The organism is Rhodococcus sp. G6(2025) (assembly GCF_058628105.1).
In genome coordinates this window covers 84467-98268 of sequence record NZ_CP179753.1, presented here as the reverse complement: position 1 = coordinate 98268, position 13802 = coordinate 84467, and the positions used below count along the sequence as shown (strand labels likewise).

Annotated in this window: 9 protein-coding genes; 1 reads left to right on the top strand and 8 read right to left on the bottom strand. The window is 62.0% G+C overall.

Annotated elements, in window-relative coordinates; translation table 11 throughout:
• Positions 1–311 precede the first annotated feature (311 nt).
• The 7 genes from ACLIVD_RS43320 to ACLIVD_RS43290 form a co-directional block, all read right to left on the bottom strand.
• Entirely contained in the window at positions 312–1760 is a 1449-nt protein-coding gene (locus ACLIVD_RS43320; RefSeq protein ID WP_206004785.1) for an aldehyde dehydrogenase, read from the bottom strand.
• A 198-nt stretch (positions 1761–1958) separates the two neighbouring features.
• Entirely contained in the window at positions 1959–3953 is a 1995-nt protein-coding gene (locus tag ACLIVD_RS43315; protein WP_206004784.1) for an AMP-binding protein, read from the bottom strand.
• A 234-nt stretch (positions 3954–4187) separates the two neighbouring features.
• Positions 4188–5510 carry an MFS transporter gene (locus ACLIVD_RS43310; RefSeq protein ID WP_420854996.1) on the bottom strand — a complete coding sequence of 441 codons (1323 nt, stop codon included), beginning with the start codon at positions 5508–5510 and terminating at the stop codon, positions 4188–4190.
• A 298-nt stretch (positions 5511–5808) separates the two neighbouring features.
• Positions 5809–7920: a 3-hydroxyacyl-CoA dehydrogenase NAD-binding domain-containing protein gene (locus tag ACLIVD_RS43305; protein WP_206004782.1), complete on the bottom strand. Its 2112-nt coding sequence runs from the start codon at positions 7918–7920 to the stop codon at positions 5809–5811.
• Between the two features lie 32 nt (positions 7921–7952).
• Positions 7953–8741 (bottom strand): crotonase/enoyl-CoA hydratase family protein, encoded by a 789-nt coding sequence (locus tag ACLIVD_RS43300; RefSeq protein ID WP_206004781.1) that lies wholly within the window; start codon positions 8739–8741, stop codon positions 7953–7955.
• 39 nt (positions 8742–8780) lie between these two features.
• Positions 8781–9560, bottom strand: coding sequence for an SDR family oxidoreductase (locus ACLIVD_RS43295; RefSeq protein ID WP_206004780.1), 780 nt, complete (start codon positions 9558–9560; stop codon positions 8781–8783).
• 97 nt (positions 9561–9657) lie between these two features.
• On the bottom strand, positions 9658–11433 hold the full coding sequence (locus tag ACLIVD_RS43290) for an acyl-CoA dehydrogenase family protein (protein ID WP_206004779.1): 1776 nt from the start codon (positions 11431–11433) through the stop codon (positions 9658–9660).
• Between the two features lie 361 nt (positions 11434–11794).
• On the opposite strand from ACLIVD_RS43290, the gene ACLIVD_RS43285 reads away from it, so the two are divergent.
• Complete coding sequence (locus ACLIVD_RS43285) at positions 11795–12877, top strand: PAS domain-containing sensor histidine kinase (RefSeq protein WP_241032095.1); 1083 nt, start codon at positions 11795–11797, stop codon at positions 12875–12877.
• A 67-nt stretch (positions 12878–12944) separates the two neighbouring features.
• Here ACLIVD_RS43285 and ACLIVD_RS43280 read toward each other — a convergent pair whose 3' ends face one another.
• Positions 12945–13577, bottom strand: a complete 633-nt coding sequence (locus tag ACLIVD_RS43280) for a response regulator (RefSeq protein WP_206004778.1) — start codon at positions 13575–13577, stop codon at positions 12945–12947.
• Between the last annotated feature and the right edge of the window lie 225 nt (positions 13578–13802).

Sequence of the window (13802 nt, the reverse complement as noted above, 5' to 3'; positions counted from 1 at the left end):
GCGTGGAAGACCTCGTCAGCCAATGCGGGGGTTTGGCTGACGAGGTCAGCGCACCAGCGCGCGTAGCCGCCACACGGCGAGCGGGTGCGGGTCAGGGTGTATTCGCATTCGCCAACCAGCTGACCGCTACTGAGGATGGCGTGGTCATTTACGTTCAGCGCCGAGCTCGGAACTTGTTGTGGTGCCGTCGGCCATGATCTGTGATTGCGCTCTCGCTGTCCGGAGTCGATGCAGTCACTCGATCACGTAACCCCCTGTGCGCCTTTTCGGTAGCTGCCGCAACCAGGAGGGCGAACCGGCGGCGGCCCCGACTATCCCGTATAGCCGGGCGGCATGAGGACGGACTTGGTCTCGCAGAAGGCTTCGAGTCCCTCCGGCCCGTTCTCACGGCCGATGCCGGAGGCCTTGTAACCGCCGAACGGTGATCCCGGGTCGAATGCGTACCAGTTGATGGCGTACGTGCCGGTCCGGATCTGCTTCGCGATCGCGAGTCCGTGATCGATGTCGGTGGTGTACACCGAGCCGGCGAGGCCGTAGTCGGAATCGTTGGCGATCTTGATCGCCTCGTCCTCGGAATCGTAGGGGATCACGGAGAGGACGGGGCCGAAGATCTCCTCGCGGGCGATCGTCATCGAGTTGTCGACGTCGGCGAAGATGGTCGGCTCCACGTACCAGCCCCTGTCGAGACCCGCCGGACGGCCGCCGCCGAGCACCACACGGGCACCCTCGTCCTTGCCCTTGGCGATGTAACCCTCGACGCGGTCGCGCTGCTTCTCGGAGATCAGCGGCCCGATTTGCGCGGCCGGGGCGGACGGATCTCCGACGGCCATGAATCCGGCACCCGCGACAAGGGCGTCCAGCACCTCGTCGTAGCGGGACCGCGGGGCGAGGATCCGGGTCTGCGCGACGCACGCCTGCCCGGTGTTCATGAGCCCGGACATCACCAGCATCGGCATCGTGGACGCGAGGTCGGCGTCCTCGAGGATGATCGCCGCCGACTTGCCGCCGAGTTCGAGGGAGCAGCGTTTGAGGTTCTGTGCGGCGATGGCCCCGATCTTGCGGCCGACAGGACTGCTGCCGGTGAACGTGATCTTGTCGATGCCGGAATGCGACACCAGGTATTCACCGGTCTCGGCGCCGCCAGGCAGAACGGAGATGACGCCCTCGGGTACCCCGGCCTCGGCGAAGATCTCCGCGAGAAGGTGTATGGAGAGCGGGGATTCGGGTGCCGGCTTCAGCAGCACCGTGCACCCGGCGAGCAGCGCCGGGGACAGCTTGTTGACGGCGACGAACAGTGGCACGTTCCAGGCGAGAACCGCGGCCACCACACCGACAGGCTCCCGCAGCACCTTCGTCTGGCCGAACACGCCGGTGCGGGTCTGCTCCCACTCGAAGTCGTTCGCGAGGCCGGCATAGAAGTTCAGGGTCGCGAGCGACGGCGTCTGCTGCATCATCCCGACCATCGCGGGCGGCTGACCCATCTCCGACGAGATCAGCGCGTTGAGGGTCTCGCCGCGCTCCTCGATGAGCTTCGCCGCCTTCGCGAGGATCTCCCCGCGCTCCGCGGGCGTCGTCTGCGGCCACGGACCTTCGTCGAATGCCTGCCTGGCGACGGCGACGGCGTCGTCGATGTCGGTAGGCGACGCGACGGGACAGCGGCCGACGCGTTCCTCGGTGGCCGGGGAGAACACTTCGAGCACCTGGTCGGTGGCCGGGTCAACCCATTTGCCGCCGATGTAGAGCTTGTCGTAGTCGGTCATGAGTCCATTCCTGTCGCGAATGTGTGCTTTTCTCTTGAATGCGGTAGACGCACTGTCTCGGTCGGTTCGAGAACCAGGGTGGCCGTTGTTGGTGAGAACGGGACTCCTCCCGGCAGTTCACGTTGTGGGCTGGTGTAGACATCGAGTGTGAGGGTCGACATGTCGATTTCCATTTCCATTTCCGTTCGATCGCTCGCGCTATATCACTCGCTGCGGGAATGGTCTGCTAGGTGTTTCGTCACTGGTCGACGAACGGATCTGGTGCCGGATGGTGGTCGAGGACAGCGCCGTCCGCGCCCGGTCGAGTGTCGCTGGATCTACGTCAACCAACAGTATGGCGACGTCGATACCCGCTGCTCCTCCATCGTGTACCCGCAACTCGTATCGGTCCTGTAGACCGGCGCCGTCCAGCATTCGCGTAAAGGAACGTTCGACCGTGTCCACCCGTAAGCGGTTCTTCAGAATCTTGCCGACCGCCGATTTCGGCAGGTCGTCGACAATGAAGAACTCCTTCGGCAGTGCGGCGCGCTCGCGCACTCGTTCCTGCATGTGCGCCGTCAGATCGTCCAGGTCGAATTCCGTGCTGTCGGTTACGACGACGTACGCGACCGGTACCTCACCGGCATCCGGATCTGGCATCCCGACCACCGAAGCTTCGGCGACGAAGGGGTACGCGAAGAGCGCCTCTTCTACTGGTGCCGGGTCGATATTGTGGCCACCACGAATTATCAAATCCTTGGCGCGGCCGGTGATCCGGAGCGCACCGCCTTCATCCATGCTGGCGAGATCGCCCGTATTCAACCAACCGTCGGGGAGTAGTACTCCCACATTCTGCAGCGGATTGAGATAGCCGGCGAAGACAGCGGGACTGCTCACTAACAGAATGCCTGCCTCCCCGGCCTCACACTCGAGGTACTCACCCTCCGCGGTCTCCCGGACTACCTTTGCGGCTGTATACGGCACCGGTAACCCAATAACGCCGGGCGTGGGTTCCATACCGCGGGGGGAGGTGACTACCGCACCGGACGTTTCGGTGAGACCGTATCCTTCTGCGATGCTGACTCCCGTCAGCCTTCGGAACCGGTCCGCGACTTCCATGGACAACGGCGCAGATCCGCTCGATACCCTGTCGACAGGGTGGAACGCCGGAATCAAGTCGGGCCGCTGAACGAGCCGATTGGCAATCGTGGGAAGCAAGGGCACGCTCGATATGGAGAATTCTTGCGCGATTGACCAGAAGTTGTCGATCACTCCGGGCCCTCGCCACCCCGCCGATGTTGGGAAGACGGCGGTGCCTCCGAGTGCAAGTCCTGTGAGTTGCGTGACGGCAATGCCGTGGACATGGAACAAGGGGGAGGCACAGATTCGAACGACCCCTATGGGCGCTTGATGCGCCATAGCCGATGACCAGCATGCGTAAATTTGGCCGCCGTGAGTTACCCGTGCCAGTTTCGGTGCACCGGTGGTTCCTCCGGTGCCGATGAACGCGCCGACGGTGTCCCACTCGATGACCCTCGACTCCGCCAGCACATCGCCGTCGTACTGGTCGAGTACGTCCATCATTTCGATAAAGCGCACACCCGGCGGAACCACGCCTGACCGCGATCCGCCAGCCCGGATCACCGTTTTGATGGTTGGGGCATGGTCCAGAATGGAAGCGATTTTCGGCCAAACATCTGTCGCAACATCTCCACCGTAGCTGACGAGAATCGTCGAACCCGCGGCGGTGATGAGCTCGCCGATAAGTTCGGGCTCGAGCATCCAGTTCAATGGATTCGCAATTCCAGCTGTCTGCGCGCCCCACAGCGCGAACTGCGGCTCCGGAGTGTTCGCTGTCAGGATCGATACGGAGTCTTCTGCACGAACGCCAAGATCATTGAAGAGGTTGGTGGTTTGCGTGATTCGCTGCAGAACATGCCGATGCGTGAGGTGTACAGCAGTGGTTAGGTCATATGCATCGGGAATGTACGTCAAGGCGATCGCGTCCGGATCAATCAGCGCACCGTTGCGGATGAACTCGTACACGCTCGTAGGCAAACCTCGCTCGGACAGCGGAGTTTGCTCGAATTCCTTGATCCTCGCCCGGCTTGAAAGGTCTACCGTTGCCCAGTACGGCGGAACGAAGTCAGCCGCAGCGATCGGTGCCTTCGCCTCGGTGTCGTGTCGTCCTGTCGCAGATCGGCTAATACTCATCTCGGTTCTCCGTCGCTTGAATAGTGGCTGTCCTCGCGATGATCGCGTTACGCCTTGCCGGCGAAGCGCGTGAAAGCTGCACGCGCGTGACCTTGGGCGAGCCTCTCTTGCTGCTTTCCACTGCAGCGATCAACAGCGTGCAAACGGTGACGATGCTGTCGAACGGGAGCGAGGGTCTCCGCTCGAGGCTCAGGGCACTGGTTGGACCGGAAGCCCCCATACCGTTGTCCGCTTTCACGCGGATGCCTGTCGAGGCGTCGCCGATTCGAGCACACGGTCACGGTCCCGGCCAGGATTCATGAACAGCAATGCGAGGATGGCAAACACCCCGGCCGCTGCACCGAGGATCTGGAAGGCGAGAGCGAACCCGTCTGCCTTCGTTTCGGCATGGTCGACGATGACTCCGGCCAGCCACGGCGCGATCAGGCCGCCGACTGCCATGATCGCCATGTAGACGCCTAAGGTTCCCGCCAGTTGCCGCTGCGGGCAAATCACACTGACGGCGGTGTTGAGCAGTGGCGCGGCCCCCGAGGCCACACCGTAGGCGATCGAGATCATTGCCACGACGAGCATCGGTGTATCGACGTAAGGAACGAACAGCAAGATTGCCGCGCACAGCAAAACCCCCGCAGCAGCCACCGCAGCCCGCGCCCGGCGGGCCGTCACACCGCGGGCCACCATGCGGTCACTCACGCGCGAGATCGTCAGCATGTACACAAGAGCGACCATGCTCGGGATTGCAAACATCGAACCGGCCTGTTGAGCGGAGAATCCCAGTCCGAGCTCGAAGTACGACGGCAGCCACGTCAGAATGACCGTCTGCAACGCGTAATAGGCCATGAACAGCAGGGCGCCGAAGACAAAGGTAGGGGCGCGGAAGATGCTCAGCCACGGCACGGTCGTGTCGTCGTGCCGCTCCACCGTAGCGTTGGCGACCGGCGTCAAATGGGGACCCTCCGACCAGCGGGTCACCCACAGGATGCACCACAGGACACCCATGATCGCCATGCTGATCAGGGCCGCCCGCCAACCGAACGAGACTGTTAGGTAGGTGAGCAGCGGCGCGAAGACAATCTTCGCAACCGAAGTTCCGCCGAGTAGAAGAGCGCTGGGAAAGCCGCGCTTGTCCGGTGCATGCCAGGAGTAGACGGCAGCGTGCATGAGCGCCGAGCTCGGGCCTTCGGCGATACCGAGGAGCATCCGACTGGCGATCAGCACAGCGAGCGTGGACGACAACACGACCGGCAGCACCGACGCGGACCAGAGCAGAGCGAGCGCCAGCAGTGCCCACCGCAGTCCGAGCCATCGGCTCAGGAGCCCTGACGTGAAGCCGCCGATGGTGAACATCAGGAAAAACAGGCTGCCGACCATTCCGATCTGCGACGACGTCAGGCCCAGTTCACGAGTAAGCGGCTGTGCGATGATGCCGTACACAGCCTTGTCGGCGTAGTTGATCATGTACAGGAGAATGACCACTGCGGTCATGGACCAAGCACTTCTACGAGTTCCGGACGACTGCGCGACTGCCGCTGTCTCTTCGACCTTTCCAACGGTCACGTGAATGTTTCCTTTCGAACCCAGGGCCAATCGGTGTCCGACGAGGACGACAACCCGATAGCCGCGGCATGCGATCCGCAATGATGAGAATTGGGGGTCCCGTACCGGCTCGGTGTCTGTAGGACACCGAGCCCGGACCGCGCGGCGCGGGAATTCCGACATCGCGCCGCGTCAGGTCGATCAATCGGGGCAACACGGTTCCCGCAACCGATGTCACGACGGTCCGGTGTCGGCACCCCCATTTTCGGCGTGTCGACACCGGCTCGGACCGACACCGCATCCGTCGTGGAACAGCGGCCTACTGGAAGGAGGTACTCCCATTACGGACGGCCTGTTCGAGCAGCGGGGCTGGAGACCAATACTCCCCATGCACCACCTCGAACTCCCGGATCCTGCGGAGCACCTCCTCGAGTCCGAGGTTCTGCGCGTAGTACATCGGACCACCCCTGGAGGCAGGGAAGCCGTAACCATCGACGTAGACGACGTCGATGTCGGACGCGCGCTGCGCGATGCCCTCGCCAAGGATCTTCGCGCCCTCATTGACGAGCGCGAGGATGCACCGGTCGACGATCTCGGCGTCACTGATTTCCCGGCGATCGATTCCGGCTTCGGCGGCGCAACGACGAATGACCGCATCGACTTCAGGATCGGGAACGGGGGTCCGGCTACCGTTTACGTACCGGTAGTAACCCGAGCCGGTTTTCTGCCCGAACCGGCCGCCCTCGCAGAGGACATCGTCGACCCGGGAGTACCGCAGGTGCTTCGGCCGCGTCGGTGCGAGGCGCTTACGAGCCGCCCATCCAATGTCGAGCCCGGCCAGGTCGGACATCGCGAACGGTCCCATGGCGAGACCGAAGTCCTGAAGAACCCGGTCGACACGGTCAGGTGTCGCGCCCTCCTCGAGCAGGAAGTCCGCTTCGCGCCGGTACGGGGAAAGCATACGATTCCCGATGAATCCGTCGCACACCTTCGAGAGCACCGGAACTTTCGCGATCTTCTGCGCGACAGCCAGACTGGTGACGACGACGTCGTCCGCTGTCGCATCGCCGCGCACCACCTCGAGCAGCTTCATCACATTCGCCGGGCTGAAGAAGTGCAGACCGATGACGTCCTGGGGTCGGGAGACCGTCCGGGCGAGTTCGTTGACGTCCAACCGGGAGGTGTTCGATGCCAGCACCGCGCCGGGCTTGCAGATTATGTCGAGTTTGGCGAACACCTCCCTCTTTACTGCCATGTCCTCGAAGACCGCTTCCACAACGAGGTCGGCCGTGGACGCGGCATGAAGGTCGAGATGTGGTTCGATCAGTGCGAGTCGCTGCTCTACCTGCTGCGCAGTCAGCCGACCCTTTGCGGCGGTGGCCTCGTAGTTGCGGCGGATCGTCGCCACGCCGCGGTCGAGAGCCTCGGTGTTCTGCTCGATCAAATCGACAGGGAAACCTCCGTTGGCGAAGGCCATCGCGATGCCGGTGCCCATAGTGCCGGCGCCGATCACGGCAACCCGCTCAATTGGCCTCGGAGCAGTGGCACGGTCGATGTCGGCGACCTTGGCAGCGTGCTTTTCGGCGAAGAAGACGTGTCGCAATGCCTTCGCCTCGGGGCTGTCGACCAGGCGCACGAAAGCCTCGCGTTCGAGGGCCAGCCCGTCGTCGATCCGGTGGGTGGTGGCAGCCTCGACAGCATCGATGGCCGCGAGTTGCGCAACCCGGTTGCGGGTGCTGGGGCGAACACGCCTGCGGGCGGCGTCGAAGTCGACACCGTCACCGCTGGCTGGCGGACGCTGGTCGATGACCGGGGCCGCGGATCCCCGCGGGACACCGTTGCTGAGGAAGGCCAGCGCGGCGTCGAGGGGGTCGCCGGGCACACAGTGATCCACAATGCCGAGTTCAGCGGCGCGGGCCGCCGTCACGGTGGTCCCGTTCTGGATCATGTTCAGCGCCTCGGCGGTGCCGATCAGCCGAGGCAAGCGCTGGGTGCCGCCGGCACCGGGGAGCAGACCCACGTTGACCTCGGGAAGTCCGATCGTCGCCCCGGTCTGGGCGATACGGTAGTTACACACCAAGGCCAACTCCAAGCCCCCACCGAGTGCGAAGCCATGGATGGCGGCCACCACTGGTTTGGGCAGTGCCTGAATCTGGTCGAAAACGTCCGGCACGGACGGCTTCACCGCGGCGGCCGGCGTTCCGAACTCCCGCAAATCTGCACCGCCGCAAAAACCCTTGCCGGCACCGACGATGACCACCGCACGGACCACATCATCATGCGCTGCAGTGATACCCGCCGAGAGCCCGGTACGGATCGAATCACCAAGACCGTTCACCGGGGGATTTGCGAGCCGAATCACCGCGACATCACCACGCACCTCGTACTGCACGGCCGGTGACAGGTCCACGATATGCTTTGTCTCACTCATAACGAAAAAGACTCTTTCTCTCTGAATTCGGCTCAGCGACCCTGGAACACGGCTTCACGCCGCTCGATGAAGGACTGAATGCCTTCCTTACAATCCTCGGAGTTCAGCACCTGCTCGCGAATGACCGGGATTTGGGCGATCGCGGCCTGCTCGGCCGCATCGAGGAACGCCATCGCACCGACCTTCGTCGCACGGATCCCGAGCGGCGCGTTCTTGCAAATCTCCCGGGCGAGTTCGATCGCTCGCGAGATCTGCTGCCCGAACGGTACGACCTCCTGAACGAATCCCATTCGCAGGGCGGTATCGGCATCGTACTCATCGCACAGCAACAGGTGATACATCGCGTTGCCCCAGCCTGTGCGCGTCAGGTAGCGGAAATGGGCGCCACCGATCGGTGCGATGCCTCGCTTGGACTCGAGTTGCTGGAACCGTGCAGTTTCCGCCGCGACGACGATGTCGGCGGCGAGCATCATCTCAATCCCCACCGTCAGCGTGAGACCCTGCACCACCGCGATGACCGGCTTGCGGCATCGTCGGCCGAGCCCGAACGGATCGACCTTCGTAGGATCACCAGGCTTCGACGTCGCACCTGGTCCGAAGAACTTCGGCATGTCCAAACCGGCCGTAGTATCCTTGCCCGCCGAGCAAAACACGGCCACCCACAGGTCGTCATCATCGTCGAACGTCGTCAGATGGTCGCTCAGTTGCTCCATCATCTCCGGCGTGTATGAGTTCTTTTTCGTCTCGTTCTCTACCGTGATGACGGCGATCCGGCCGTCGATCCGCATGGTGACTTGACCAGGCTTCGTCTCGGTGCTCATCGATCTCTTACCTTTCGTGACTGACAGGGGTGGGACAGGTCAGATCGCCGTTGCGCCGCCGTCGACCGCCAGGACCTGACCGGTGATGTGCTTGCCCGCATCGCTCGCGAAGAGCAACGTGGCGCCCTTGAGGTCGCTCTCGTCCCCGATCCGGCCCTGCGGAATGCGCGCCGTGATCGAGTCGAGTTGATTCTCCAGCGTGCCGCGCGTCATGTCCGAGGGAAAGAAGCCGGGTGCCAGGGCATTCACGGTGATGCCGTGGGGTGCCCACTCAGCGGCGAGGGCGCGCGTGAAGTTGATTACCGCAGCCTTGCTGGTGTTGTAGGCGATCGTCTTCGCACCAGTAGGAGGATTACCTTTCATGCCTGCTATCGAGGCGAGATTGATGATCCGCCCGTAGCCGGCCGGAAGCATGGATCGCTTGCCGATCTGCTGCGACAGCAGGAACAGTGAACGCACGTTCAAATTCATGACCTTGTCCCACGCGGCGAGCGGAAGGTCCTCGGTCGGCGATCCCCAGGTCGCGCCGGCGTTGTTGACCAGGATGTCGATCGTTCCGACTCGCTCGAGGGCCTCGTCCGCCAGGCGTGCGACCTCTTCCTCGCGGCTCGAGTCAGCGGCGATCCATTCAGCCTTGATTCCTTTGGCAGACAGACGTTCCTGTGCGCTTCGCAGGGAGTCTGATTTGCGTGAGCTGATCACGACGTGCGCTCCCTGCTCACCGAGTGCCTCGGCAATCTGCAGGCCGAGGCCACGCGAACCTCCGGTGACGAGTGCGGTGCGTCCGTCCAGTGCGAACAAGTTCTTTATGTCGGGCATGGTGTGAGGCCTATCTCTGATGGTTCTTTTGAAGAAGGTGCATTCTTCGACGGCTGGAGTGTGGGGAGTCCTATGGTGCGGTGCCGAAGCTGCACACTTAGAAGGCGATGGCTGCGTCGTCCATCAGAATCGCAGTGTCCGACCGAGCACGAACCAGCAGCGAGAGGGTATCGGGCAGCAATTTGTCGAAATAGTAGCGGGCGACGGCGAGCTGCTGCTTGTGAAGGTCGGTGGCCTGATCGCCCAGTTGCACGACCGTGTCCGCTGCACGCGCCCAGAAGTAGGCGAATACGTAATAACCGACGAGATTGAGGAAGTCGACCGCACTGGTTCCGACGCGAAGGTCGTCATCTTGTGCCCATCGGGCGAGGTCGGTGGTGAGAGTGTCGATTTCTCCGGCCAGCGTTATGAGAGCGACTCGGAAGAGATCCATTTCCTCGCGGCCCTCGAGCGTGTGCGCGTAGTTGCTGACCATTTCGAGCAACTGCTTGAGTCGGCGTCCCCCGTCGTTGAGGACCTTCCGCTGCAGGAGGTCGTGGGACTGCACGCCGTTGGTTCCCTCGTAGATCGGGAGGATCCGGGCGTCCCGAAGGATCTGTTCGGCGCCGTAGTCGATGATGTAGCCGGCGCCACCGTGGACCTGCATCCCCAATGAGGCAGACTCGACCGCACGATCGGAGACAAAAGCCTTGGCCACCGGGGTCAAGAGAGACAGCATGTCTTCGGCGTACTCGCGGATCGCCGGATCGGACGACGACTTGCGTAGATCGACCTGTAATGCCAACCAGTACAGGAAGAGTCGAGATCCACCGACCCAGGCCTTCTGTGTGAGCAGCATTCTCCGCACATCCGGTTGATCGATGATCGAGTCGGCGGCCTGATTCGGCGTTCGGAGCGACTCCGGTGCCCGTGACTGGATGCGTTCACGGGCGTATGCCGTGGCCTTCTGATTCGCCCTCTCGTTCATACCGAGCGCTTGCACGCCCGTGCCCAGCCGGGCGCTGTTCATCATCACGAACATCGCCGCCAAGCCCATGTTCACCTCACCCACGAGGTGCCCGACGGCGTTCTCGAAGCGCAGCACACAGGTCGAACTTCCATGCAACCCCATCTTGCTCTCGATGCTGTCGCAGTACACGCCGTTGCGGTCGCCGACGGCGCCGTCTGAGCCGACCGTATGCTTCGAGACGGCGAACAAGCTGATACCGCGGGTGCCCTTGGGTGCATCCGGAGTACGGGCCAACACGAGGTGCACGATGTTCTCTGCCAAGTCGTGTTCACCGGACGAGATGAACATCTTCGTTCCCGAGATCAGGTAGCTGCCGTCGTCGGCAGGTACTGCGCGGGTGGTGAGCAGACCCAGGTCGGTGCCGCAATGCGGCTCCGTCAAACACATGGTGCCGGTCCACTTGCCGGAAGCCAGCTGCGGCAGATACCGGCGCTTGAGGGCGTCCGACGCGTTCACGTTGAGGCACCAGTAGGTGCCGGCGGAGAGGCTGGTGTAGAGGCTCCACGAGGGATTGGACGCGGCGAGCATTTCCTTGATCACCGAACCGACGGTGGACGGCATACCACCACCGCCGTGCTCGACCTCGCAGTCCACGGCCGGCCATCCGCCGACGACGTACTGGTCGTACGCCTTCTTGAATCCCGGGGGAGTCACGACGGTGTCCCCGACCAGCCGGCACCCTTCGCGGTCACCCACAGCGTTGATTGGATCAAGCACGCGAGCACAGAAATCGCCGGCACCCTCGATCACTCCGTCGATGGTGTCGCGGTCGATGTCGATCCCGCCGCCCTGAAGCGTACCGGCGGCGTCGAGCACCTCGTGCAGCACGAACTGCATCTCACGGATCGGAGGCGTGTAGTTCATCGGTTTTCGGCCTTCCCACTATTGTTCTTGATCTGGTCCGATTGTTCCCTCGCATTCGCCCGCTTGTATGTCGGAAGACGGCGACGATCCTTGTCGGAAATTTCTGACAAACCCCGATCCGTTTGCGACTGACCGGGCGGTTGGTCGGGGCGACCCGGAAGACTTGACTACTCCTCCTGTGAGGAAGAGCATTGCCATGTTGTAGAACTGGCCGCTGCGAAACGATGGCTGCGCGGGCTCGGTAGAGAAACCGATCGCGGGTTGCTGATCCACCCATATCCACTTCGCACGGCCGACCGTCCATACGTCAACGGAGTAATTTCCCGTCGTCAACACCGATAATGCGATTCAGGAAAAACAAGTGCAGGAATTTGATTCGCCGAATATTCTCCAGCTGTTCAATGGCATCGTGGAGCAATCCGTTGCGGGCATCTACCTTCTGCAGGATGGTGTTCTGCAGTATGTCAACAACAAGTTTGCCGATCTCTTCGACACAAAACCGGACAGGATGATGGGGCGGTCGCTGGTAGATCTTGCCCCGCCAGATCAGAAGGAAAGCTTGGTCGCTCAATATGAGCGGAGAATAGAGGGCACCGATCCGGAGTCGCACTTCATTATCCGCGCCGCACTGCGTAAAAGTGGTGTGAGATTGATCGAGATCCACGGAAAGCGAGTTGAATACAGAGGCCAACCCGCCGTGGTCGGCGTCGGGATCGACGTGACCGACCGTGAACGCGCGCACGTCGAACTCGTTCGATCCCGAACACAATTGCAGGCACTGATGTCCGAGATCGAGACGATTCAGGAGACCGAGCGGGCTCGTATCGCGATGGAACTGCACGATGACGTCGGCGGCATATTGACGGCCTTGAAATTCGACGTTGCACGACTGAAGCGACGAATTGAACGCCTCAGTGGCCAGTCTGGACAGGTTGTGGACACTTCTGACCTCCTCGATCTCACACTCAGCGTCTCGGAACTTGCGCAGGAAGCAATAGATTCAGCTCGCCGTATCTCCGACGAGCTGCGTCCGACCGCACTCGAGCATCTCGGCCTGTTCGCAGCAATCCGCGACTACATCGATCGGTTCAGGATCCGTTTCAATATCGATTGTTCTCTGATTCTGCCGCATAGCGAGTCGGCGGCCAGCTCAGCAGTGGAACTGGACCTCTTTCGGATTATTCAAGAAGCTCTGACCAATGTGGCAAGACATGCGGATGCCACCAAAGTGCGAGTCAGCATCGCTCGCGAGGGCGATCGTCTCGACATTGCCATCGAAGACAACGGCCGGGGTTTGCCTGTCGGAGATGCACGCAACACCGGTTCTGGACTCATCGGCATCCGCGAGCGGGCGCACCGGGTCGGTGCTGAGTTCACAATCGACAACGTCGAGACCGGAGGGGTGCGAATCGAGTTGCATGCCCCGTGGGAGTTCACCCACTAGCATGGAAGATGTTCAGTATTCAGAAATCGTGTCGTGAGGCGCATGACCTTCGACGTCTGCCGGTTCGCTAGTCGACAAGACGATTTCTCAGCGTGTACTGCGCGAGTGCCGCATTGCTGTCGAGTCCCAACTTCTTGAGCACGCGTGATCGGTACGTGCTGACGGTTTTTACACTAACGTGCATGTCTTGCGCGATCGCGGTTAAGGCTGAGCCATTCGCGATCTCTATCATGACAGCAAACTCTCGTTCGGACAGACGCAGATGCCGGTTTTCGCCCTGCAAAGCCCCGATTCCCTCAAGCATCTTCTCCGCAACTTCGGGCGTGATATATCGGCCGCCCTCGACTACCTTGTGAATGGCGGCGACAAGGACCTCCGCATCCATGTCCTTGGAGACGTATCCGCTCGCGCCGGCTTCATATGCTCTTAGGGCGTACTGCTGTGCGGAGTACATGCTGAGCACGATCACCGGCAATTGTGGTGCGGCGACACGGAACGAAGGGAGGAACTCCAGTCCACTGCGAACTGGAAGGTTGATATCGAGCAGGACAGCGTCGAAATGATGCGTGCGAACCAAGTTGAGTGCTGTCGCACCGTCTGATGCTTGCATGACGGTTCCGATGTCACGTTCTTCCTCAAGTAACCGGACAAGGCCAGCTCGAAATATCGTGTGGTCGTCGACCAGCAGCAGATCGATCACGGACGGCGCCCTTCCATCGGTGAGGGGACACTGGGGAGTGAATCGGCCAACTTCACCGCATCCATGATACTAACCGCCGATTCCGCGGCCGCTCCTCATAGGTGTCGTTGGCGTACCAGTCCGGAAAGCCCTCAAGGCTTCGGGCTACATACACCACACCGTGTCCGACAACTGTTGAGCGGCGCCCGTTATCGACAAACCGTCCCACGGGCGCGTATCGAACGG